We start from the raw sequence: 24,656 nt of genomic DNA, 5'->3' as shown, positions 1-24,656 counted from the left end.
TCGCCTTTCTCGCGGCACTCCGGCCGCAGGGGCTTGCGCATCAATAATTTTTAACGGGATCAGCCTGCACGGAGCAGCATTTTCATTTTATCGTTGCGGCAAAACTGACGTTTCAGTTCCACCACCAGCGCATTGCGCGACAGCACCATCGTCACGGCGAACGCCAGCACGCCGGCCGCAATCTGCACCGCCAGCAGCGAGGCGAGCGGCAGATGCCCCTTCAGCGCCACGCCCAGCGCGAAGCTGACCACCAGCGTAGGCAATGAGAGCCAGAATGGCAGCAGAATGCTCTGGATATACTCGCGGTAGCTGGAGCCCAGCACCGGCTTAATCATGATGAAATAGCTCAGGATAGTGTTGATAACCTGCACCAGCAGGAAGCCGAGCGTCACGCCGAGCGCGCCGCCGAGATGCCCGCCCGCGATAATGGCCGGAATAAACAGGAAGGTTTTAAACACGTTGAATTTAAAGCTGATATCAACACGCGCTTTCGCCATCAGCAGCGATCCTATCGGGTTGCCGATAGAGCGCAGCAGGCCGACAACGCACAGCAGTTGCAGGACAGGCACAATGCTCACCCACTTTTCGCCGAACACCAGCGGCACGAAGTTATTCGACACCACCATCAGGCCCAGCAGCGCCGGGAAGTTAATAATGCCGACCACCGAGAGCAGCTTGTAAAAGTTCACGCGCAGCTTGTCAGTATCGTCCTGAATTTTGGCGAAGGCCGGGAACAGCACGCGGGTGATGATGGGGTTGAGCTTCATCGGCGGCACAACCGCCACGTTGTACGCGAGGTTATAGCCCCCGGCCACCGCCGCGCCGAGGATGCGCGCCAGCACCAGCGTTGAGAGGTTGGTATTGATATAGTTCACCAGGCTGTCCGCCGTCAGCCAGGCGCCGAACTTCAGGTTAGACGACACAGACGCCAGTGAGAAATGCAGGCCCGGACGGTAAATCTTGCGCCCGAAGAAACCGAACAGCAGCGTACGCACTGCGGTATTCACCAGATAACCGAGAATGGCGGTCATCGCCACCGGCCAGTACTGCGCGGAAATCACCGTAAAGGTGAAGCCCGCCAGCACCGAGAAGGTTTCGATAGAGCCAATCTTGTTGAACTCCAGCTCTTTTTGCATCAGCGCGCGGAACTGCTGACCGTGCGGGATCACCACAAAGGCGAACGCCAGCGTTTTGATAAGCGGCGCCAGATCCGGGTTATGCAGCACGCCCGCAATCAGGTCGCTTAAGAGAAACACCGCCGCGCAGACCACCATCCCGAGACCGACGTTCAGCCAGTACAGCGTTGTCAGTTCGAGATGGCTGATGGTTTTGCGCTGGATAATCGAGTTCGCAATCCCGAAATCGGAGAGCGTATCGGCCAGCGCGATAATCACCAGGCTTATGGTCAACAGGCCGAACTGATGACCATCCATCAGCCGCGCCAGGATGGTCATCTGCACCAGCCCGAGGCTGATGATAATGACCGTCGAAATCGCGGACCACTTGGCGCCGCTAATGGTTTTGTCGCGAAGGCTCATGACCCACTACCCTTAATAAGCCGCTTTGTTAACAAAGCCTTTGAACACGGTCAGGAAAACGATTTTGATATCGAGCCAGACACTCCACTCGCGGATGTACTCCAGATCGAACTCGATGCGTTTTTCCATCTTCTCCAGGGTATCGGTCTCGCCGCGCCAGCCGTTGATCTGCGCCCAGCCGGTGATGCCCGGTTTCACTTTATGGCGCAGCATGTAGCCCTGAATCAGCGCGCGATACTGCTCGTTATGCGCTACCGCGTGCGGACGCGGGCCGACAATCGACATCTCGCCGGTCAGCACGTTGATAAACTGCGGCAGTTCATCAAGCGAGGTGCGGCGCAGGAAGTTGCCTACTTTGGTTACGCGCGGATCGTTCTGGGTCGCCTGCTTCACCACCTTGTCGTTTTCCATCACGCGCATGGAGCGGAATTTCCACACCATGATAGGCTTGCCGTCCATGCCGTAGCGGGTCTGGCGAAAGATAATCGGGCCTGGCGAGCTGAGCTTCACGGCGACCGCGATACAGCACAGCACCGGCGAAATCAGCAGCAGGATCATCGAGGCCAGGATGATATCTTCCACGCGCTTCAGAATGCGGTTAATGCCAGAAAGCGGCGTGTCATACAGCGGCACCACCGGCACGCCGTTCACGTCGTCCAGGCGCGAGTGCAAAATGTTGAACGTAAATACGTCCGGGATCAGCATCACAGAGCAGGTGGTATCGGAAAGCCGGCGCACCAGCTTCTTCATCGCCGCCTCTTCGCTCATCGACATGGCGATATAGACGTTGTGGATCTTGCCCGCACGGGCGTCTTCCACCAACTGCTCAAGGTTGCCGGCCCAGCCGGTCGGCACGCCGCCCGGCTCCGGATCGTGATAAATACCGACCACTTCAAAGCCCAGCCACGGCTCATTGCGAAAGCTTTCGGCGAGCTGCTGGCCCACCGGCTGCGCGCCCGCGATCGCCACGCGACGGGTGTTATAGCCGCGATTACGCAGCCAGCCCGCGCCGAAGCGAATCGCCGAACGGCAAATCACCATGCCGGCGCCGGTCAGCAGATACCAGGCGAAGAAGACGCGGAACGGGCTTTCGAAATCGGGGTTAAACGCCATCAGGCCGGCGCTGAACACCAGGCTCATGGTCCAGTTCTGCAACAGCAGCAGCAGTTCGGTCGAGATTTTGACGCCGCGCCAGGAGCGGTAAAAATCGGTGATCCCGCCAATCATCTGGAATACAACAAGGGTGGTCAGGGCCATCAGCAGATGCATGTAGAAAAACGGCAGCTCATTGATCCTGCACACCACCCACAGCCCGACGAACATAATGGTTATGTCGGAGAATCGTTGCACCAGAGAGATTAACGATGCATTCGTTTTGGCTCGTTCGCGCTTTTTTAGATTTGTCATCGTCGTACCTTCAGGCGCCGTAAGGCGCAGTTAAGCGGCTGCCCGGCACCCGGCAGGCCTGCGCCTGCGGGGCGATGGCGTCGCAGTGAAGCGACGCCGGGCGGCCGCGCCGTTTTACTGATTCAGCAGAGCCAGAATTTCTTCGGTTTTCGCCTGCATCAGCGCCGTATCGCCGCGTGACTCCACATTGAGACGCACCACCGGCTCGGTGTTGGACGAACGCAAGTTAAAGCGCCAGCCGCCAAACGCCATGCTGATGCCGTCGGTGTGGTCTGTCTCGCTTGCCTGCGGCGCGAAGTGATCTTCCACGCGCTTAATCGCCACGGCAGGCTCTGCCAGCTTGCTGTTGATTTCGCCGCTCGCCGGGAACGCCGCCATACGGTCGCGTACCAGCTCGCCCAGCGACTGGCCTTTCAGGCACAGCAGTTCAGTGACCAGCAGCCACGGGATCATGCCGCTGTCGCAGTAGGCGAAATCACGGAAGTAATGGTGCGCGCTCATTTCGCCGCCGTAGATGGCGTCTTCCTGGCGCATACGCTCTTTGATAAACGCGTGACCGGTTTTGGACATCACCGGCACGCCGCCGGCGGCTTTCACCACGTCCACGGTGTTCCAGGACAGACGCGGGTCATGGATGATTTTCGCGCCAGGATGTTTTTCGAGGAACGCTTCGGCCAGCAGACCGACAATGTAGTAGCCCTCGATAAACTGCCCGGTTTCATCAAACAGGAAGCAGCGGTCGAAATCGCCGTCAAACGCGATGCCCATGTCCGCGCCGTGTTCAATCACCGCGTTACGGGTGTCGTCGCGGCACTCCGGCAGCAGCGGGTTAGGAATACCGTTCGGGAAGTTGCCGTCCGGGGTGTTATGAACTTTAATGAACTCAACCGGCACGCCCTGTGCTTTAAAGCGCGCTTCTATGGCGTCCACCACCGGGCCTGCCGCGCCGTTGCCGGAGTTAATCACCAGTTTCAGCGGCTTGAGGTTGTTAACGTCGATATAGCCCAGCAGGTGGTCGATGTACGCCTCGCGCAGGTCGATTTTTTTGTAGCTGCCGCGTTTGGCCTCGTTCACCGGCGGGAAGTCGTTCGCTTCCGCGAGACGCTGCACGTCGCGCAGGCCAGTGTCGCCGCTAATCGGGCGCGCGCCTTCGCGCACCAGCTTCATGCCGTTGTAATCCATCGGGTTGTGGCTTGCGGTCACTTCAATGCCGCCATCCACGCCCAGATGGAAGGTGGCGAAGTAGATCTCTTCGGTGCCGGACAGGCCGATATCCAGCACGTCCACGCCCGCGTCCTGCAGACCTTTCGCCAGCGAAAGCTTCAGGGATTCGCTGGTCAGGCGCACGTCGCCGCCCAGCACGATAGTTTTCGGTTTCAGGAACTCGCCATAGGCACGGCCAATACGCCATGCGATATCGTCATTCAGTTCTTCGCCCAGACGCCCACGAATGTCGTAGGCTTTAAAACACGTTAACTTTTCCATTTTTTATCTCTTGGGTTGTCTTTTTTGTCGGAAAAAATTCTGCACGGTTCTGCATGCCGATTTCGCGCCCCGGTCGCGCCGTCATCGACGTGACCGGGGCGCATAAACGATGCCGCAGAATCAAACCCGCCCGTAACGGTCGGCGAAGCGAATCACATCGTCTTCTTCCAGATACGTGCCGGAGCGCACTTCAATCAGATCCAGCGGGATCTTGCCGGGGTTTTCCAGGCAGTGGGTGGCGCCGAGCGGGATGTAGACCGACTCATTCTCGCCCACCAGTTTCACCTCGTCGTTAATCGTCACCTTCGCGGTACCCGCCACGACAATCCAGTGTTCAGCGCGGTGATGATGCATCTGCAACGACAGACCCTCGCCCGGCTTCACCGTGATGCGTTTCACCTGGTAGCGATCACCCTGATCGATGGAGTCATATTTGCCCCACGGGCGGTACACTTCGCGGTGGATATGATGCTCATGGCGACCATCGGCTTTGATCTTCTCGACCACTTTCTTCACGTCCTGAACGTGATTACGGTCGGCAATCAGCACCGCGTCTTTGGTCTGCACCACGACGAGATCTTTCACGCCGACGGTCGTCACCAGACCGGATTCGGCATAGACGTAGCTGTTCTCGGTGTTGTGCGAAATCACGTCGCCGTGATGCACGTTGCCTTCCGGCGATCGGTTGGAGATTTCCCACAGCGATGACCAGGAGCCGACATCGCTCCAGCCCGCGTCCATCGGCACCACGACCGCGTCGGCGGTTTTTTCCATCACGGCGTAGTCGATAGACTCTTCCGGGCAGGCCAGGAAGGCTTCTTCATCAACGCGGATAAAGTCGAGATCGGGGTCAACCGTGCCCATGGCTTTTTCACAGGCATCCAGAATGTCCGGGCGGTATTTCGCCAGCTCTTCCAGATAACGGCCGGCACGGAACAAGAACATGCCGCTGTTCCAGTAATATTCGCCGCTGTTGACATAAGAGCGGGCGGTCTCCAGATCCGGTTTTTCTACGAACTGCGCCACGCTGAAGGCGACGGCGTCAACCGCCACCTCCGGGTTGCACACCTCGCCGCGGCGGATGTAGCCGTAGCCGGTTTCCGGCAGATTCGGCACGATGCCGAAGGTCACCAGCTTGCCGCTCTCAGCGAACGGCATCGCGGCGCGCACGGCGCTGCGAAACGCGTCTTCGTCCTGAATCATGTGATCGGCCGCCAGCACCAGCATCAGCGGATCGGTGTCCGGGCTGTTGCGTTTCGCCGCCAGCGCCGCCAGAGCGATGGCCGGCGCGGTATTGCGTCCGGCAGGCTCAAGAATGATGTTTTCGGTGAGCTTGTTCAGCTGGCGCAACTGCTCGGCGACGATAAAACGATGCTGTTCGTTGCAGATAACCACCGGGCTTTCGCACTGCACGCCGTTTAAGCGGCAGACGGTGGTCTGAAGCATTGTCAGATCCCCTTTCAGGCAGAGGAACTGTTTTGGGTAAAGCACGCGGGAAAGCGGCCACAGACGGCTGCCGGAGCCCCCTGCCATAATTACCGGAAAGAGTTTTGACTGACTCATGGCTTAACCCCGAATATCAGCGATAAATTGGCTTAACACGTTCTCTTTTTCGAGCGTGCGTTCGGCATATTCACGTGCCACCGTGTTGTCTTTGGGCAGCGCCAGGGCGCTTTCGATCCCTGCCGCCAGCGCGTCGACCGACTCTGGCTCCACGCAGACGGCGATGCCAGGCTCCGCGATACAGAGCTGTCCGAGCTCGGTGTCGCTCTCCGCCGTGATAACCGCATTGCCGCCCACCGCCAGAATATTGGTGAGCTTGGACGGCAGAACCGCGTCGGCTGCGCCGCGCTTTTGAATCACCAGATGGCAATCCGCCATCTTGAGCAGCGCCGGGAGCGCTTCATAAGGCTGTAGCGGGAAGAACCGCACGTTAGTGAGCCCGCGCTCCGCGACCATTTTTTCGAGGCGCGCTTTGCCGCCGCCCTGGCCGACAATCGCGAAAATCCACGGCTGGTCGGTAAAGCGGGCCGCCACTTCAATGGCGTTTTCCAGCCCCTGTTTCTCCCCGATGTTGCCGGAGTAGAGGATGATTTTTTTATCCGCAGGCAGACCCAGCTCGCGGCGCAGCGCGTCGACGTCTTCGGTTTTCACATCCCGGAACCGCGCCACTTCGGACCAGTTCGGGAAGAAAATCACGCGCTCCGCAGGGACCCCTTTTTCTTTGGCTTTGTTCATCATGGAGCGCGAAATGGTCGACACGTTATCGACGTTATGCAGACCGCTGCGCTCAAAACGGCTGGCGAGACGGGCGATTTTGCCCCCCTTGCCGCGGCCCGCCATGCCAAGACCGAGCATGGCGTCCACTTCGTAATCCTGAATGTGCAACACGGTTTTCGCGCCGGAGAGCTTCGCCAGCAGGCGCATGCCCGGCGTACAAAACAGTGTCGGCACCACGCCGATGATGCGATCCGGCTTCCAGCGACGCTGGGCCAGCAGCGGGAAGAACGAGCTGGCTGCAAAGCTGCCGAGATGGATCAGGCGTTTTAACGTAGAAGGCTGTTTCGGGACATAAAGCGGGCAGCGCCACACCGTGGCGGCGCCCTGCTCTTTGCGCCAGCGCCAGGAGGAGTAGTTCTCCCCCACTTTCCAGGCCGGGTAGTATGGCGGTGCGGTAATGACCCGCACCTCATGGCCCTGACGGGCCATCCATTCCACCATCTCGCCGGTGTACTTACCGATACCGGTCAGCTCCGGCGAGTAGTTGATGCCGTAAACCAGGATTTTCATAAGCCCGGTACTCCGGCAAAGCGTTCAGCCATAAAGTAGGCGCGGCTGTTGTCATGCACATCTTCACTTGCCACGATCGAGGCGGGCGACTGCCAGCGGTAGGCTTCGTGCTGCTCTTTGGGCAGGTTGAGCGCCTCCGCGTTTACGCGCAGCCGGAAACCCAGCACGATGTAATGGGTCGTGAAGTCGGTCCCGGAGAAGTTGTCGTCATAGAAGTGCTGCCAGACGCCGTAAAACTCTCCTTCCGGCATCGAAAAGCGTTTGCCAAGCTCCGCCTGCGTCAGGCGTTCAAACGCCTGCGCCAGCGGCTCATCTTTCTGAACCCGACCGCCAGGCACGAACCAGAAGCCCTGCGCCGGACGATTGGTGCGATGACCGAGCAGGAACTCCCCCTGCTCGTTTTCGACAATCAGATCGATGGAGATAAGCGGCGTGGAGCGCACCACGGTGGCAAAATCTTCCTGACTTAAAAACATCCTTACCCCCGGAAACGATGCTGGTTTTCAAGGAACCACTGGTATGTGCTGGCAAGGCCCGCTTCCAGTGAGATCTCGTGATACCAGCCCAGTGAGTGCAGACGATTAACGTCGAGCAATTTGCGCGGCGTACCGTCCGGTTTAGACGCGTCAAACACCACGCGGCCTTTGTAGCCCACCACTTTCGCGATGGTCTGCGCCAGCTCGCGAATGGTGCAGTCGACGCCGGTGCCCACGTTAATGTGCGACAGCATCGGCTCGGTGTTCTCCTGCCACACTTCGCGGTCGAGCTCCATCACGTGAATGCTGGCGGCCGCCATGTCATCCACATGCAGGAATTCGCGCATCGGCGTACCGCTGCCCCACACCACTACGTCCGCCGCGTTCTCCTGGGTCGCTTCATGGAAGCGACGCAGCAGCGCCGGGATAACGTGCGAGTTGCTCGGGTGGAAGTTGTCATGCGGACCATACAGGTTGGTCGGCATCACCGAGCGGTAGTCGCGGTTGTGCTGGCGGTTGTAAGACTCGCACAGCTTGATGCCCGCGATTTTGGCGATAGCGTACGGCTCGTTCGTCGGCTCCAGCGTCCCCTGCAGGAGTTCGCTTTCTTTAATTGGCTGGTTGGCCAGTTTCGGGTAGATGCACGACGATCCGAGGAACAACAGCTTGTTCACGTTGTGCAGATGCGCCGCGTGAATGATGTTGCTCTCAATCATCATATTTTCGTAGATGAAGTCCGCCGGATAGGTGTTGTTGGCGACAATGCCGCCCACCTTCGCCGCCGCCAGGTAAACCTGGTCAAGCGCGGCATCCGCGAAGAACGCGTTGACCGCCGCGCTGTCCAGCAGGTTCAGCTCGTCGCGCCCTTTGAGCACCAGCTCGACGTCGTCGCGCTGCTCAAGCTGGCGAACGATGGCCGACCCCACCATCCCGCAGTGGCCGGCCACAAAAATACGTTGCTTTTTCATGCTCAGGACTCCAGCGCGATGGCAACCTCGTAGCCGTGAGATTTCAGCAGCGAGTGTTTCTTCGCGGCTTCGAGATCTTTCGCGACCATTTCAGAGACCATTTCCTGCAGCGTGATTTCCGGTTTCCAGCCCAGTTTCTCGTGTGCTTTGGTCGGGTCGCCCAGCAGGGTTTCCACTTCAGCAGGACGGAAGTAACGCGGGTCAACCTGAACGATAACGTCGCCCGGCTTCACGCCCGGTGCGTCGTGACCGGTCACGGAGACTACGATGCCTTTCTCTTCCACGCCTTTGCCTTCAAAGCGCAGTTTGATGCCCAGCTGTGCGGCCGCCATTTCGACGAACTGGCGCACGGAGTACTGCACACCCGTTGCGATAACGAAGTCTTCCGGCTGCTCCTGCTGCAGCATCATCCACTGCATTTTCACGTAGTCTTTGGCATGGCCCCAGTCACGCAGGGAGTCCATGTTGCCCAGATGCAGGCAGGATTCCAGACCCTGAGCGATGTTGGCGATAGCGCGGGTAATTTTGCGGGTTACGAAGGTTTCGCCACGACGCGGAGATTCGTGGTTGAACAGAATGCCGTTGCACGCGTACATGCCGTAGGATTCACGGTAGTTCACGGTGATCCAGTAAGCGTACAGTTTCGCGACCGCGTATGGAGAGCGCGGGTAGAACGGCGTGGTCTCTTTCTGCGGAATTTCCTGCACCAGGCCGTACAGCTCAGAGGTGGACGCCTGATAAAAACGGGTTTTCTTCTCCAGACCCAGGAAGCGAATCGCTTCCAGCAGGCGCAGGGTGCCCATGGCGTCTACGTCTGCGGTGTATTCCGGGGATTCGAAAGAGACCGCTACGTGGCTCATCGCGCCCAGGTTGTACACTTCGTCCGGCTGCACTTCCTGCAGGATACGGGTCAGGTTGGAGGTATCCGTCAGGTCACCATAGTGCAGGTGGAATTTCGGGTTGCTGCTGTGCGGATCCTGATAGATATGGTCAACACGCTCGGTATTGAAAGAAGACGCGCGGCGTTTGATACCGTGAACTTCATACCCTTTCTCAAGCAGAAACTCAGCCAGATAGGAGCCATCTTGTCCGGTTACGCCGGTAATGAGAGCAACTTTACTCATAATTTGTTTTTCCTCTGTTTAAATCGGACTTTGCCTGGCTCACCAGGCCGTTTATTAATTCAGGGATCAGTGTCCTGCTCCCCTTTCCCAAACCCTCTCGGCTTGAGAGGGGAAATCTGTTGTGGCGTGACGCGTTATTGCGTCTCTACGCGGTCACGAACAATCTGCGCCGGGTTGCCACGGCAGATCTTGTTCGCCGGCAGCGTCTTAAATACGCTGCTGCGTGCGCCAACCACCGTGCCTGCGCCGACAGTGACGCCCGGTGCGACAAACACATCCGTCGCAAGCCAGGCCTTCTCGCCAATCACAATCGGCTCGGCGGTAATATCAAAATGCGGGCTCATATAGTCGTGGCTGCCGGTGCACAGGTAGCATTTCTGCGACACCACGGCGTTGGCGCCGATAGTGATGTCCCCGAGCGTGTAGAGCACCGCGTCATCCCCGACCCAGGCGTAATCGCCGATAGTTAATTTCCAGGGGTATGTAATTTGCACCGAAGGGCGAATGACCACACCTTTACCAATACGCGCGCCAAATAACCGTAATAAAAAGGCGCGCCAGCGATATAATATTTGTGGAGACCAGGCAAAAAGCGTCGCCTGAACCGCCCACCACAACTGAACCTTAATAGGGTGCCCGCCCCGGAAACCTTTCGGCACCGAGAATCCGCTTAAATCCTGCATATGCTTTCCTTATGGCAAGGCTTTATGCTTTGTTATACAGCGCCTTAGCTTTTCCGGTCGTACGCATGCGTAATAAATAAGAAAGTTCTGTTAATATTCCAGGAACCCGTAATATGTTGCGCTGAACTTTTTTAGCGTCCTGACATAATTCCAGATTATTCGAGGTTGACACGCCGCCCATTGAGAATTCTGACACCAGTCCTTTCAGCTTTTTAAAGCCGTAGCCGGATTTATACATTTTGGCGGTTAACGCGTAATCGGATGAGACTTTATATTGCAGATCGTAGGGGTACTTTTTAAGCCCGGAAACCGGGAAGAAAATGGCCTGATGGCTGGCAGGCAGGCTGTGGTAAATATACCAGCCGCTTTTCGCGCTGCGGCGAATTTTATTGCCGTCGCCAAAATCCAGCAGCGCGTCGCCAATATACATCGCGTCTTCATTCGCAGGCGCAGCGGCCAGCTGGCGCGCTACGTCTGCCACATTCGGATGAAATACGTCACCGGAATTCAGAAAAATCGCAAAGCGACCATTGGCCATAGCGATGCCTTTATTCATCGCATCGTAAATGCCGTTGTCTTTTTCGCTGACGAAACGCAGGTTGTACTGACCGTCGAGATCTTCCAGGAACTGCGCCGTGCCGTCGTTTGAGCCGCCGTCCACGACAATCCATTCAAACTCGATTTCCGGGGCCTGCGCCAGGTGGGCCAGGGACTGCCAGGTCTTCACCACCCCTTCGTAATTGCGCCAGGCGACAGTAATTACACTTAAAAGCATCCGGGCCTACCTCATCAGGAATCTGTAATGTTTAACGCTTTACGCAGAATAAACGGACAAACAATTAAGAACGCATATTCCGGGCTAAAAATCGAACCGGTAAAAAACAGGGATACAGGTGTAAATAACCACAGCTGTACGCGAAAATTCTGATTATTACCAAAAGCGTTAATCATCATTTTCCCGACCCTGAACAAATACCAGCCGGTGAGTAACACTGCAAACCATGAGAAATAAATGATTAGCAGGTAGAGCCCATTGTCTATTGTTTTTCCGACGTCCGCACCGTTAAAAATTCCGAATGATGCGACATATTCGTAAAGCGAACCAAAACGCACTACACCATCGATATTCGTCAGCGAATATCCCACCATGACCAGCGGTCCGATGATGCGATAATAGGATGACGAACCCTCTGTGCCTAAATCACCGATACGCTCCGCGATATACGGGAAGGCGAACACCACGCCCACGATAAAGACAGCCAGGGAAACAATTGCCAGCGGCAACTTTTTACGAATCGCGTTTTTATTAAGATACTGAAACGCCCACTCAAGCAAATAAAACAGGATAAATGTCATCACGCCCGAAAACGAACCCGATAAGACTATCCCTAAAAGAATCATACCATCGGTTTTTGGGGTTTTGATACCAAACTGTTTGATGCTGAGCCAAATTGAGATTAACGCCAGAGCGAAGAACGCCGGCTCGAAATACATCGCCGTGGTGCGTTTGCCGCCAAACTTAATGAAATTGAGTACATAGCTGTTGCTGTAGATGAGGAACTTCGAGATGTTCTCCATCAGACTGCTGCCGCCGGTGAGGATAATCTGCGCCATCTCCAGCGCCGCCAGCGCGACGATAAAGCCCACCACCAGGTAAAACAGCCGCAGGATTTTGCGGTAGTTACGCGGTGAGATGGTCTTGAAGCGGATGCTCCACGTCATCCCGATAATGATGACCGTATAGAGAAACAGCATCGTCGAGGTGACATATTTACTGGCGTCGAGCGACTTACCGAACAGATAGTTGAAAAGCGTCAGACCCGCGCCGATGCCCAGCGCAATCATCAGCTTTTTCAGGTTTATCTTGTCTACGAACAACAGCAGCAGCACCGGCAAAAACGTCACAATCGTAATCGGGAAACTCTCGCCGAGCTGCGCCAGTTTGACGTTCACCACCAGATAGATGAACGGCAGCAGCAGATAGCTACAGATTCTGATAGAACGAGACATATTCCTCCAGCATCTGTTGACCGCTGTACGCTTCCCGGCTGCGCGCCCGGAAGGCCTCAAGCGTGGTGCCGAATACCGCTTCGGCGATCTGCGCTTTGCCGCGCTGCGCAAGCAACAGCGCCTCGCCCTCATCGACTGTTTTACCGCCCGATTTATGCAGTACTTCCTGCGCCGCCTCGCTGTGGGTGGCGATAACCGGCACGCCAATCGAGAGCGCTTCGCAGAGGATAAGCGGGTAGTTGTCGACGCGTGAGGTAAACAGCAGCGCGTCCATCTGGTTCAGATCGTTCATCAGTTTGCGCTTGTCAGTGAGGAAGCCGTGGTTCACCACGTTGGCGCCCTCAAATGGCGAGAACTTGCCGAAGGTGTGCACTTCGACTTTATCGCCGAGCGCCACCAGATCGCGCACCAGGCGCTGATTGGTTTTGCCGTCATAGCGTAAATCGTGCGCAACCACCGCGATTTTCGGCGCGCCGGTGCCCGGCGCCATCAGCGGCAATTCGGCGAGGATCGCTTCCGTCGCCACATCGATGCCGTTATTGATAATTTTGCAGCGTCCGGCCCCGTAGAGGCTGTTGAAAGCGTCGGCGACATGCTGGCTTGGCGAAATAAAATGGCAGCCGAGCGCCAGCATATCGCGGAAACGCTGGCGTTTGCTGTCGACCAGGCTGCGCGCGCGGTCGACTTTGACCGGCGGATAGTTATCCAGCGTCGGGCATTTCTGGCAGCCGGTTTTCCAGCCTTCGCAGCCGTCGAGAAACGCGCAGCGGCCCGTAACGCTCCAGTGGTCGTGCAGCGTCCAGACGAAATTAACGTCGCGCTTGTGCGCTTTGAGCTTCTGGCAGAACGCCACCACCTTATCGAGATTCAGCCAGTAGCTGTGCAGTACATGAAAATGCAGCACCACCGGCCCGTCGGTGCGGGTGACGCGGCGATACAGCCCGTCGAGCGAGCCGAAAAGATCCTGGTTTGCAAAGCGGAACAGCGCAATATTGGCAATGGAGGTCAGACGCGGCGTATGTTTTTCCACTTCCGGGAAATTGTCGTGACTGACGCTTTTTTTGCCGCCCTTGCCATAGCCGTAAATAAAACGAGAGCGCATCCCTTTTTGCAGGGCGCGCTGGTGAAGATCCAGCGCTACGCCTGCTGCGCCGCCTTCTGCGAGGCGGACATTAAACTGTAAAATATTCATTTAATTACCTTCACCCGCGCTTTTTCGCCCACCACCAGCGCGTTATCCGGCACGCTGTCCAGCACCACGCTGCCCGCGCCGATAGTCACGTTATTGCCGATAGTAATATCGCCAATCACCACCACATTCGCTCCCAGCTCCACGCCGTTGCCGATGACCGGACAGGCGAGATTATCCGCGCCGCGGTTGCCGATGGTGACGCCGTGGCGAATGGTGAAATCGTCGCCCGCTACCACGTTTTTATTGATGACGACGGCATAACCGTGGTGAATGGTGAAGCGGCGGCCAATGGTGGCGGCGGCCTGGATTTCATAGCCGAAGAAACACTCGGTAAAAAAGCGGTAGAGCAGCAGCACCGGCGCCGCCCAGAGGTTGTTCAGTACATTTTTTTTGCGCCACACCGAGCAGAAGTGCGCGATGCGATAGGCGACCACCATGCAGCAGGGGCGCAGGTTCCATGAGTTGGCGCGCAGATCCTCAAGCAGCATTATTTCCCCCGCAGGCTGTCAGCCAGACGTTTGGTATTGCGAACAGAGAGCAGCGTCAGCAGCGTGCGCCAGTTCATGCGCTTATTACGGATCTGATAGAGCGTAAATAGCTGATACTTTTTGCTCGCACGGTCGAATTTGTCTTTATGTTTGCGATAGAAGTGGAAATAACCGGCAAACTTTTTCGCGGATTTGGTTATCTGCATTTCACCGTGGTTGATATGCAGAATTTGCGTCGCCTCTTCCACTTTCCACGGTTCGCCGTAGTTGACCACCATGCGCAGGAACATGTCGTAGTCCTGGGCGGCGGCAAGCTCGTTATCAAACAGCGACTCTTTAAAACGCCAGGCCCAGGTAAACACCTGGTTGCCAACGATGTTGCGCTTGTAAAACAGCTTCAGCGACCACGGCGATTTTGGGTAAAGCGGCAGGCTGTTCGGCTGCGAGTACACCTGCCCTTCGCACAGATAGTCGTTGGCGTAGAGAAACGCGTGCTGGTTGAGCTTGTCTTTGTGCGCGAGAAAGACCGACAGACGGTTCGGCATCCATTCGTCATCATCGTCAATGCCGGTAATGAATTCGCCCTTCGCCTGCAAAATGGCCTGGTTGCGTACCGCGCACGCGCCGGAGTTGAAATCGTTGCGCGTATAGCTGACGCGCGGATCGTTGAGCGCCAGAACGAAGTTTTGCAGCTGTTCCCAGTTGCTGGAGCAGTCATCGACAATGATAAGCTCCCAGTTGTCATAGTCCTGGCGCAGCACGGAATTAATAGCCCGGATGGCCAGTTGCTGGCGATTCCACGTCGGCATGTAAACAGAAACTAATGGGCGCGCTGTGCTGGTCATTGTGGTGTCTCCGAATGCTAAATGGAAAGTTATGCACGTTGCCGCAAGGGCGCAGCCGCAGCGGGCTGTGCCGTGTTCTTTACCCTCGCCCCCGCCCTCCTCCTCTTAAAAGAGGAAGAAACTATGCCTGCCGTTGGGGGTGCTTTCCCTCCCGCAGAAAGCGGGAGGGCGGGGTGAGGGGTAATGCTGCTACTTATGATCCGATTTGTATTCGTACTCGTAGTAGCCGTAGTCCTGATAGCCTGAAGCGCGACGGAAGATGGAGTTGAGGATAACCCCTTTGACCTGGATGCCGTTCTGTTCAAAGCGGCTCAGGCTGGTCTGCACTTCTTTGAGCGTGTTGACCGCATAGCGCGCCACCATCAGCGTGGTGCCGGCGTGACGGCCGACCACGGCGGCATCGGTGACCGCAAGGATAGGCGGCGTATCGATAAGCACCATGTCGTAGTTAGCGCTCGCCCACTTCACCAACTCCGCGAAACGTTCGCTCATCAGCAGCTCAGATGGGTTCGGCGGCACCTGGCCACGCGGCACCAGGTCGAAGCCCGGCACAGAAGTTTTCTGCGCGCAGCGGCTGATATCGCCCTGCCCGGCCAGCACGTCGGAAAGCCCGTTGACGTTGGTGGTGCCCAGCAGCTCGTGGGTGTAACCCTTACGCATGTCACAGTCGATCAGCAGCACGCGTTTATGGGTCTGGCTGATGACCGCCGCCAGGTTGGCGCAGACAAACGTTTTACCGATAGACGGGCTTACGCCGGTCAGCATCAACACGTTATTTGGCGCCTGCATCATGGCGAAGTGCAGACTGGTGCGCAGGCTGCGGATAGCCTCGATGGCGAGATCCGTCGGGTTGCCCACGGCCAGCAGCTGGCTCTGTTTGAAGCGTTTGACGCCTTTGACGGTCTTCACGCTGTCGCGTGATTTCTGCCATTCAGAAAGCGGGATGCTCGCGTAAACGTTGATACCGGCTTCTTCCAGCGCCATCGGGCTTTCGATACCGCGGTTAAAGAGCGAACGCAGCAGCACAATCACGATGGAGAGCAACAGGCCGAGAATAATGCTGCCCAGCACAATCAACGCTTTCTTCGGTTTCACTACGCCCGGCTGGGTAATTGCCGGGTCGACGATGCGCACATCGCCCACGGTGCTGGCCTCGGTGATTTTCAGCTCCTGCTGTTTGTTCAGCAGCTGCATGTAAACCTGCTGGCCAGACTCCACGTCGCGGGTCAGACGGACAATCTCCTGTTGGGTTTTCGGCATCGCGGTGACGCGGTTGTTCAGCTTGGCTTTCTCATCTTCCAGCGCCTGGCGTTTTTCCAGCAGCGTGCGGTACGCCGGGTGCGCTTTGGTGTAGAGCTTGGAGATTTCCGCTTCCTTGAAGGTCAGCTCATTGAGCTGGGCGTCGATGTTGACCATCGAATCCAGCACCGCTTTAGCCTCCAGCGGCAGGTCTACGGAGTCCTGCTGCTGGCGGTACGCGTTGAGTTTGTTCTCCGCGACATCCAGATTCGCGCGCACTTCCGGAAGCTGTTTGGCGAGGAAGGCCAGGCTCTTGGCCGCCTCTTCCGACTTACGCTCAATGTTCTGCTCAAGGTAGTTGCGGGTAATGCTGTTGAGGATATCGCGGATCTGATCGCGATCTTCACCCATATAGGTGAGGCTCAACACGCCGGTGTCTTTCCCGGTTTCGGTCACCGTCAGGTTGTTTTGCAACTGATTGATCATGCCGAGCGTCGAGTATTTGGTGACGGTAAATTCGCTGCCTTCCTGGGCGTGAATTTCCGAGACCGTGATGCTGACGCCGTCTTTGCTGAGCGGTTTACCCACTTCGCCGCGGGCGCTAAAGCCGCCGCTGCTGGTGAGCTGATACTGTTTCGGGCCGAGGACCGCGACGGTGAACTCCTCCTCCGCCATGCCTTTCGGCAGATTGAAGGTGGTCACTTTGATGGTCTCGTTGGCGCGGCCCATCAGTCGCTCCCAGCCTGAGCCGAATAGCGGGAAGGTCTTTTTCTCAACGGCGATGTCGAGGTCAAGATCGTCAACCGTTTTGCCAAGCACCAGACGGGACTGGATCAGCTGAATTTCCGCATCGGACGCTGGCGGCTTATTCTGCAGCGCCGTGCTGATATCCTGCACCAGCGAGTTGCCCTGATTCTGCTCGATTTGCACCAGCGCATCGGCGCTGTAGATGGGGGTGGCGAACATGACATAAATCAGCGCGCCCAGCGCGAACAGCGCCGTAATACCAAGCACCCACCAGCGCGCTTCCACTACGGTACCGACCAGGCGTCCAATATCTATCTCGTCGCCGCCCTCCGCCGGAGCGGCAGAATGTCTCACTTTATCAGTCATCGTTATCCCTGCTGCGTTTTCAGTGCCTGCGCCCACTGGCGGGCAGAGTGATCCAGAAGTGCGTAAACCGCCTCAAAGGCGTCCCGGCTCTTACGATACGGGTCGGGAATATCGCGCTGGTCGTCCCAGTGACCAAACAGCATCACTTTGCCGCGCATCTCCGGTGCCATCTCGCAAATCGAGGCGACATGGCGTTTTTCCATTGCGAGGATTAAGTCGTAATCGCGGCACATCGCGCTGGTTATCTGGCGGGCCACATGGCCCTCCAGAGAGAGGGCGTGCCCGGCCGCTACGCTTACCGCGCTGGCGTCCGCGCCCTTCCCGACCAGCGCCCCGAGCCCTGCGGACGCCACCGTCACCTCCGGCAGGTAGCGTTTAAGCAATCGCTCCGCGGTCGGGGAACGACAGATGTTCCCCACGCAAACCACAAGAATTTTGTTAAACATACGCGTTACCAGTTGTGAACGTCGCTTGCCGTATCCGTCATATAACGGACACCACTGATGGTCGGCAGCAGTTGGTTGATAAGACGGTTCCAGCGCGCCACCGGTGCGGTGGTGACATAGACCACGTCATAAGGCTGCAGACGGAATTCCGTCGCCATCACGAGTGAAGTGGCATCGGACATATCGAGCTGGTAAATGTTGGCAATCTTGCCGCCGCGCTGCTTGTCGCCGCGCAGAGGACGGATAACGAAGATGCCGCTGGCGTTAGACGTGTTCAGATCGATGCCTTCGGCCTGGCCGAGCGCTTCGGTCAGCGTCATACCGCTGAAGTCCATTTTGAGCGTGCTCTGTTTCTTCACTTCGCCCATGACGAAGACTTTCAGATCGTCGTTACGCGGTACGAATAAGATGTCGCCCGGATAGAGCAGATGGTTCTGGCTCAGATCGCCGTTTTGCATCAGCGCCTGCAGGGAGATGCGGCGCTCCTGGCCGTTGTGGGTCAGCACCACGTTGCGCCAGTCGGCGTCTTCCGTAAGACCCCCTGCGGCGTTGATCGCGTCAAGCACGGTCAGCGGCACGTTGGTGATGGCCTGCTGGCCCGATTTCGCCACCTGGCCTGAGATGTACGCTTTTTGCGAGCGGAATGCGGCGATATTAACGTCCACCTGCGGGTCAGCGATGTACTGCGCTAAACGGCCGGTAATATCGCTGCGAATTTCAGCGAGCGTTTTGCCAACAACGTGGACTTTGCCAATGTAGGGATAGAACATGGTGCCGTCTGGCTGCACCCAGTTGCCGGTATCGCTGGAGCTGCGGTACTGGCCCGCAGGCGTGGTCAGCTCCGGGTGATCCCAGACGGTGACGTTCAGCACATCGCCTGGCCCTACGCGATATTGATAGCTGGCAATCTCCTGATCGAGAGACATATTCGGCTGGGCGACATTCGGACGAGGACGTAATTGTTCTACCAGTCGCGGCGTCAACGGATATACGTTCACCATCCGGTCAAGATCAAAGTCTGCATCCTGTTGCTTGATCACGTCCTTTCCCATCGTAGACATATTGCTGCCGGGAAAAACAGTGCAACCGCTCATCAAGGTTACAGACACCAATAAAGGCATCAATTTCAGTCTGGATTTCATCATTGAATTTTTATCACTTTGGCAGAGTAATTATTCTGACCCTTTAAATAAGCCACCGTACCGCTTGTTCCTGCATCAAGAATGCGGCGTCAGGCGCCAGAATATAACTGGAATCATTCCTAAAAGTCGCTTATTTACCCATATACTATTGACAGAATAATTGAGGCTAATTGACAGACTTCAGGCACGCTACCGCCCTTGGCTTTCAGTTACCAATCTACTGCAAAAACAGACGGTTATATTGACACACCCCTGTGAAGCCTCTTCCAATTGGATTTGTCTTATTGAAAGAGACGGTTCATTACGCTGGCGCACCGCTCATTCATAACGCACAAAGAAAAAACCTTGTGTGCCGGTGGGAATAAGAAATGCTGAGTGGATTGTTGCAGCTAAAGTTTTAGCAGGCAAGTTAACGCACCGTTGCGAGGCTGTTTTTAAGAATAATATGAACAGCGCAATTTAATGCTTTTAGGATTTTCTTCATGTTGACAGCCAGGCGGGAATAAACTACGCAGACAACCTAATTAAGATATATCTTGGTAATATTATTATTTCATTCTTTTTGATTATGACCAAAATATGGCATCTGGCTATTTATTAGCATTAATTTGCCTTTTTTGGTTATTTTCCCGCCACTGTTAATGGTTCAGATAATTCTGCCTCACATTGCAATTTAAGCGCGGTTTATCCAGGATCATCAGACTGCTATTTATCTTAAAAGGTAACTGACCTCATATGGAATGGATTGCCGACCCCTCTATCTGGGCTGGTCTGGCCACGCTTATCGTGCTGGAACTGGTGCTCGGAATCGACAACCTGGTGTTTATCGCCATCCTTGCTGAAAAACTGCCCCCTGCCCAGCGCGACCGCGCGCGCGTCACCGGTCTGATGCTGGCGATGGTGATGCGCCTCGGCCTGCTCGCGTCTGTCTCCTGGCTGGTGACGCTCACCACGCCGCTGCTGACCGTAAAAGGCTTCAGCTTCAGCGCCCGCGATCTCATCATGCTGCTGGGCGGGCTGTTTCTGCTCTTCAAAGCGACGGTGGAGCTTAACGAACGGCTCGAAGGCAAGGACACGGCCAACCCGACGCAGCGGCGCGGCGCGAAATTCTGGGCGGTGGTGGCGCAAATCGTGGTTCTTGATGCGGTCTTCTCGCTCGATTCGGTGATCACCGCCGTGGGCATGGTTGATCATCTGGCGGTCATGATGGCCGCCGTGATTATCGCCGTGTCGCTGATGCTGCTGGCGAGCAAGGCGCTGACGCGCTTTGTGAATCACCACCCGACGATTGTTATCCTCTGCCTGAGCTTCCTGCTGATGATTGGCTTTAGCCTTATCGCCGACGGCTTCGGCTTTCATATTCCGAAAGGCTATCTCTACGCGGCGATTGGTTTCTCCATCATGATTGAAGCGCTCAACCAGCTCGCGATTTTCAACCGCCGCCGCTTTCTCTCTACCGCTAACCGCACGCTTCGCCAGCGCACCACGGAAGCGGTAATGCGGCTTATCAGCGGTAAAAAAGAAGATGCCGATCTCGACCCGCAGACCGCGTCGCTGCTTGCCGACTACGACAACCACCCGCTGTTTAATCTTCAGGAACAACTGATGATCGAGCGCGTGCTGAACCTTAATCAGCGCAGCGTCAGCAGCATTATGACCTCGCGCCACGACGTGGAGCATATCGACATCAACGCGCCAGAGGCGCAGGTGCGCACGCTGCTGGAGCGCAATCAGCACACCCGCGTGGTGGTGCGCAGCGAAGAGGACGATGACGATCTGCTGGGCGTGGTGCACATTATCGACCTGCTGCAACAGTCGCTGCGCGGCGAGCCGCTCGATTTGCGCGCACTGGTGCGCCAGCCCCTGGTCTTCCCTGAAGGGTTGCCGCTGTTAAAAGCGCTGGAGCAGTTTCGCAACGCCCGTACCCACTTCGCGTTTGTGGTGGATGAATTCGGCTCGGTGGAGGGCGTGGTTACCCTGAGCGACGTGATGGAGACCATCGCCGGCAACCTGCCGAATGAAGTGGAAGAGATTGACGCGCGCCACGACATCCAGAAAAACGCCGACGGTAGCTGGACCGCCAACGGCCATATGCCGCTGGAAGATTTAATTCAGTATGTGCCGCTGCCGCTCGATGAGAAGCGCGAATACCACACGCTGGCCGGGCTGATGATGGAGTATTTACAGCGTGTACCCGGCGTGGGCGAAACGCTGAAGGTCGGGCATTACCAGTTGAAAACCCTGAAGGTGGAGCAACACCGCATCCAGAAGGTGCAGATTGTCGCCCAGGCCGCGCCTGAGGAGAGCCCGCCAGAAGATGCATAACACCAAAAAAAGCGGCCGCCAGGGCCGCTTTTTTACACTGTTGTGCTGCGCTTAAAGTTTATCGAGCAGCTTTTTCACATCCTGCGCGTCGTTGCTGCCTTTGTGACGCTCGCTCCAGTCACTCAGGCGACGCTTCGCCTCATCCTGCATATGCTTACGCAGCAGCTGATCGACCTGCAAATTGTAGTTAAGCGCTTTCCAGGAGCCGTAGACGCGCAGCGGTACGGGCGTGGCTTTAAGCCACTGCACCAGCTTGTCATCGCCCTGCCAGCCCTCGGTGACCTGCACCTTAAAGCGCGTGTCGCACTGCTCGCGCACCAGATCAAGCGTGCCTTCGCCGCTTAACGCCAGCAGCGATGAACGCCCCTGCATCTCGTCAAGCGCCAGCTCGCCGTGATCCAGCGTGGCGTGTGTGGTGAAACTGTCGAGCGTCGTGGCGTTGTCAAAATCCTGACGGGCGCTGACGCCGCCGCCGCTGCGCTCCACCGCCTGCTGGATCAGTTGCTGGAAGTTAAGCCCTTCCATGCGGCTGCCGGTCAGACTGAGCGCCGCCTCGCCTTCCCAGTTTTCACGAAACGCCGCTGCATCGATACGATCGCCGCGAAACGTGCCGTCGACATTCATCTTGCCGGTCAGCGCGATAGGATAATTAAAGGCGCGCAGGATCTCGCCCACCTCAATATTTTTGACGTTAACGGCGAAACGCGCCTGCGGAACATCTTTACGGGCGTCGAGTGTGCCCGGCAGCGACAGCTCGCCTGCGCCCAGTTTGCCGCGGAGCGTTTTCAGCTCCAGCAGCCCCGCCTGATTGCGCATGTCGGCGTTGACATCGTTGAAGGTGAGCCCGCGCCAGCGCACGCTGTCAGCCTGAATACGCGCGCTGGCGTTAAAGCCGCGAAGCCCGGTATAGGGCGCCTCTTCGACTTCAGCGGCGATCACCGGGCGCGGCAGCGCGCTCTGCTGACCCTGCTGGGCAACCGCCGTGGTGGTCGCCGGATCGGGCGCGAGCAGTTTTTCGAGATTCAGCGTAGTGAAGTGTAAATCAAGATCCCAGGCGGGCACGTCGCCGAGCGTCACGCTCCCCTGCCCCGCCAGCTGGCTGTCGTTGGCTTTGAGATTAAGCTGGCTGAACTCCAGGCGTTTTTCCGCCTCCAGCCAGCGCGCCTGGAACGTGCCATCGCCCTGAATGCCGTCACGCGGCAGGTCGGCGCCATGCAGTTGCCAGGAGAGTTGCGACACCGTCGCGCTCAGCGTTTGCGGATAGTCGCCGGCGTTCAGCGCCGCGGAGAGCGAAAGCGTAAGATCGCGCTGGTCGCGGCTTACTTTGCCGCTTAACTCCAGCTGCGCGTCATGCCGCTCGTTCTGCTCCATTTGCAGGTTGATATTGCGAACGGTTATCTGTTCATCATCCTGGTGCTGAAACACCAGCACGCTGTCCGCCACTTTAAGACGTGCGATATCGAACGACCAGCCGCGGGTATCTTCCACCGGCGGCGCGCTGTTTTTCGGCCCAACCGGCGCGCCCGGCTCATGACGCGCCTCGCTCTGGGGCGTGAGCTGCACCACCGCGCCTTTCAGCATCACCTGACGCACAGAGAGCTGATGCGACAGCAGCGGGAACAGCGCCACATCGAGGCGCATGTTGTCGGCGCTCACCAGCGGCTGACTGGCGCCTGGCGCGGTGAGGCTCATCCGGCCCGAGAGAATGCTGAGCTGCGGCCAGACGTGCCAGCGCAGCGGGCCGTCGAGCTTAAGCTGATAGCCGCTGCGCCGCTCCACCTGGCTTATCATGTAACTGCGAAAATCGTTGGGATTTACCAGCATCACCAGCGCGGAAAGACCGGCGAAAAACACCACCAGTAAGATCATCAGCGTGGTCAGAACTCGTCTCATGGCATCCTCTGCAGACCGGCCCGCAGGCGTTTAGTCTTTGTCTATACGGCTGGCGACAGCGCCCTGCTGATCGCGGTATTTCGCATCCTGACGGCGGTTGTAAGGCCGCGCCGCCGGGCCGGAGAGCGGCTCGAAGCTCAGCGCGCCTATCAACATGCCAGGGCGTAGCGCTAATGGCAGCTTCCCTGAATTATAGAACTCCAGCACGATACAGCCCTGCCAGCCAGGATCGATACGGTGCGCGGTAACGTGCACCATCAGCCCAAGACGCGCCAGCGACGAGCGGCCATCGAGCCAACCCACCAGATCCGCAGGCAGCGTGACGGATTCATACGTCACCGCCAGCGCCAGCTCGCCCGGATGCAGAAAGAACGCTTCGCCGTCCTTCAGCACAATCTCATCGCTCATCACGCGATCGAGCGCCGCGCTCACTTCATCTTTCGGGCCGCTTAAATCGATATACGCGGCGGTATGGCCGCGGAAGGTACGGAATTTATTGCCAAGACGCACATCCACCGTGGCGCCGTTAATGCGCTCCACTGGCGGACGCGGGGTGATAGCCAGTCGGCCTTCGTCCAGCCAGGCTTCAATATCTCGGTCACAAAGACGCATTACACTCTCCTGATGTGTTCAGGCTTCCGGCGAACGCCGAAAGCCTGAGAGTAACTTCTGGAACGGTACACGCAAAACGCAGCTTATTCAAAGAACTGGCTGATTTTCGCTTTGAGGATATCGATAGCGATGCGGTTTTTGCCTCCGCGCGGCACGATGATGTCAGCGTACTGCTTGGAAGGGTCAATAAACTGCAGGAACATCGGACGCACCGTTTTCTGATACTGCGTCATTACGGAGTCCATAGAACGGCCGCGCTCGTTGACGTCGCGCTTAATGCGGCGCATCAGACAGATATCCAGCGGGGTATCGACGAAAATCGAGAAATTCATCTCTTCGCGCAGGCGCGCGTCGGTGAGCAACAGGATCCCTTCCAGAATAATCACCTTTTTCGGTTCGATATGTACCGTCTGCGCGGTACGGGTGTGTTCCACGTAGCTGTAAACCGGCAGCTCAATGGGTTTGCCTGCTTTCAGCATTTGCAGGTGTTGAAACAGCAGGTTGTGATCCATCGCGTTAGGATGGTCATAGTTGGTTTTAACCCGCTCCTCCATGGACAGATGGCTTTGATCCTTGTAATAGCTGTCTTCTGGAATAACACCAATGTGTTCATCACCGACCTGTTCACGCAGCTCCCGATAGAGGGTGCTTGCGATAAGGCTTTTACCTGAAGCCGATGCGCCGGCGATGCCGATGATGACGCATTGATGGGACTTGTCAGTCATAAATTAGCGACCTGGTTTACATAATAAAGAGAAAAGGAAGGGTGACGCCGTCGCGCCAGACGCGGCAATTATAGGGATTTCACTAAATTGATACCAGTCGATGCTGCAATCGTGAGAATAAGTGCGCAAATTCTGTCGTCTCCGGCAGGGTAAAA

At 57.0% G+C, this 24,656-nt stretch carries 21 protein-coding genes; 1 reads left to right on the top strand and 20 read right to left on the bottom strand.

What is annotated here, in order from left to right:
• Positions 1-59 precede the first annotated feature (59 nt).
• From AFK63_RS05420 to AFK63_RS05340, 17 genes are all read right to left on the bottom strand, one after another.
• On the bottom strand, positions 60-1,538 hold the full coding sequence (locus AFK63_RS05420) for an MOP flippase family protein (RefSeq protein ID WP_038861967.1): 1,479 nt from the start codon (positions 1,536-1,538) through the stop codon (positions 60-62).
• A gap of 12 nt (positions 1,539-1,550) precedes the next feature.
• Positions 1,551-2,945 (bottom strand): undecaprenyl-phosphate glucose phosphotransferase, encoded by a 1,395-nt coding sequence (wcaJ, locus tag AFK63_RS05415; protein ID WP_038861965.1) that lies wholly within the window; start codon positions 2,943-2,945, stop codon positions 1,551-1,553.
• Positions 2,946-3,059: 114 nt separating this feature from the next.
• Complete coding sequence (cpsG, locus tag AFK63_RS05410) at positions 3,060-4,430, bottom strand: colanic acid biosynthesis phosphomannomutase CpsG (RefSeq protein ID WP_038861961.1); 1,371 nt, start codon at positions 4,428-4,430, stop codon at positions 3,060-3,062.
• A gap of 120 nt (positions 4,431-4,550) precedes the next feature.
• Positions 4,551-5,993, bottom strand: coding sequence for a mannose-1-phosphate guanyltransferase (cpsB, locus tag AFK63_RS05405; protein ID WP_038861959.1), 1,443 nt, complete (start codon positions 5,991-5,993; stop codon positions 4,551-4,553).
• Positions 5,994-5,996: 3 nt separating this feature from the next.
• Entirely contained in the window at positions 5,997-7,220 is a 1,224-nt protein-coding gene (gene wcaI, locus AFK63_RS05400; protein ID WP_038861956.1) for a colanic acid biosynthesis fucosyltransferase WcaI, read from the bottom strand.
• Complete coding sequence (locus AFK63_RS05395) at positions 7,217-7,696, bottom strand: GDP-mannose mannosyl hydrolase (RefSeq protein WP_038861954.1); 480 nt, start codon at positions 7,694-7,696, stop codon at positions 7,217-7,219. The genes wcaI and AFK63_RS05395 overlap by 4 nt, the downstream gene beginning before the upstream one ends.
• 2 nt (positions 7,697-7,698) lie before the next feature.
• Positions 7,699-8,664 (bottom strand): GDP-L-fucose synthase, encoded by a 966-nt coding sequence (gene fcl, locus AFK63_RS05390; protein WP_038861951.1) that lies wholly within the window; start codon positions 8,662-8,664, stop codon positions 7,699-7,701.
• Between the two features lie 2 nt (positions 8,665-8,666).
• Complete coding sequence (gene gmd / locus AFK63_RS05385) at positions 8,667-9,788, bottom strand: GDP-mannose 4,6-dehydratase (RefSeq protein ID WP_004386768.1); 1,122 nt, start codon at positions 9,786-9,788, stop codon at positions 8,667-8,669.
• Between the two features lie 134 nt (positions 9,789-9,922).
• Complete coding sequence (wcaF, locus tag AFK63_RS05380; protein WP_038861949.1) at positions 9,923-10,471, bottom strand: colanic acid biosynthesis acetyltransferase WcaF; 549 nt, start codon at positions 10,469-10,471, stop codon at positions 9,923-9,925.
• Positions 10,472-10,493: 22 nt separating this feature from the next.
• Entirely contained in the window at positions 10,494-11,246 is a 753-nt protein-coding gene (gene wcaE / locus AFK63_RS05375) for a colanic acid biosynthesis glycosyltransferase WcaE (RefSeq protein ID WP_038861945.1), read from the bottom strand.
• A gap of 14 nt (positions 11,247-11,260) precedes the next feature.
• Positions 11,261-12,481, bottom strand: a complete 1,221-nt coding sequence (gene wcaD, locus AFK63_RS05370; RefSeq protein WP_038861944.1) for a colanic acid polymerase WcaD — start codon at positions 12,479-12,481, stop codon at positions 11,261-11,263.
• Positions 12,456-13,673 carry a colanic acid biosynthesis glycosyltransferase WcaC gene (gene wcaC, locus AFK63_RS05365; RefSeq protein ID WP_038861939.1) on the bottom strand — a complete coding sequence of 406 codons (1,218 nt, stop codon included), beginning with the start codon at positions 13,671-13,673 and terminating at the stop codon, positions 12,456-12,458. Before wcaC ends, wcaD begins: the two co-directional genes overlap by 26 nt.
• On the bottom strand, positions 13,670-14,158 hold the full coding sequence (wcaB, locus tag AFK63_RS05360; protein ID WP_144420918.1) for a colanic acid biosynthesis acetyltransferase WcaB: 489 nt from the start codon (positions 14,156-14,158) through the stop codon (positions 13,670-13,672). The genes wcaC and wcaB overlap by 4 nt, the downstream gene beginning before the upstream one ends.
• Before the next feature lie 2 nt (positions 14,159-14,160).
• Entirely contained in the window at positions 14,161-15,006 is an 846-nt protein-coding gene (gene wcaA / locus AFK63_RS05355) for a colanic acid biosynthesis glycosyltransferase WcaA (RefSeq protein ID WP_038861931.1), read from the bottom strand.
• A gap of 189 nt (positions 15,007-15,195) precedes the next feature.
• Complete coding sequence (wzc, locus tag AFK63_RS05350; protein WP_038861929.1) at positions 15,196-17,358, bottom strand: tyrosine-protein kinase Wzc; 2,163 nt, start codon at positions 17,356-17,358, stop codon at positions 15,196-15,198.
• A gap of 2 nt (positions 17,359-17,360) precedes the next feature.
• Positions 17,361-17,804: a low molecular weight protein-tyrosine-phosphatase Wzb gene (wzb, locus tag AFK63_RS05345; protein WP_038861928.1), complete on the bottom strand. Its 444-nt coding sequence runs from the start codon at positions 17,802-17,804 to the stop codon at positions 17,361-17,363.
• A 5-nt stretch (positions 17,805-17,809) separates the two neighbouring features.
• Positions 17,810-18,949 (bottom strand): polysaccharide export protein, encoded by a 1,140-nt coding sequence (locus AFK63_RS05340; protein WP_071603654.1) that lies wholly within the window; start codon positions 18,947-18,949, stop codon positions 17,810-17,812.
• A 732-nt stretch (positions 18,950-19,681) separates the two neighbouring features.
• Here AFK63_RS05340 and AFK63_RS05335 point away from each other — a divergent pair.
• On the top strand, positions 19,682-21,271 hold the full coding sequence (locus AFK63_RS05335) for a TerC family protein (RefSeq protein WP_038861927.1): 1,590 nt from the start codon (positions 19,682-19,684) through the stop codon (positions 21,269-21,271).
• A gap of 51 nt (positions 21,272-21,322) precedes the next feature.
• Here AFK63_RS05335 and asmA read toward each other — a convergent pair whose 3' ends face one another.
• The 3 genes from asmA to udk form a co-directional block, all read right to left on the bottom strand.
• Positions 21,323-23,164, bottom strand: coding sequence for an outer membrane assembly protein AsmA (gene asmA / locus AFK63_RS05330; protein WP_038861925.1), 1,842 nt, complete (start codon positions 23,162-23,164; stop codon positions 21,323-21,325).
• A gap of 30 nt (positions 23,165-23,194) precedes the next feature.
• On the bottom strand, positions 23,195-23,776 hold the full coding sequence (dcd, locus tag AFK63_RS05325; RefSeq protein ID WP_038861923.1) for a dCTP deaminase: 582 nt from the start codon (positions 23,774-23,776) through the stop codon (positions 23,195-23,197).
• Positions 23,777-23,859: 83 nt separating this feature from the next.
• Positions 23,860-24,501 carry a uridine kinase gene (gene udk / locus AFK63_RS05320; protein ID WP_004386755.1) on the bottom strand — a complete coding sequence of 214 codons (642 nt, stop codon included), beginning with the start codon at positions 24,499-24,501 and terminating at the stop codon, positions 23,860-23,862.
• Positions 24,502-24,656 lie beyond the last annotated feature (155 nt).

It is taken from the genome of Cronobacter muytjensii ATCC 51329, from assembly GCF_001277195.1.
In the GTDB taxonomy this organism is placed as follows: Bacteria; Pseudomonadota; Gammaproteobacteria; order Enterobacterales; family Enterobacteriaceae; genus Cronobacter; species Cronobacter muytjensii.
The sequence above is the reverse complement of the archived record's forward strand: the minus strand, read 5'-3'. Positions and strand labels throughout refer to the sequence as shown.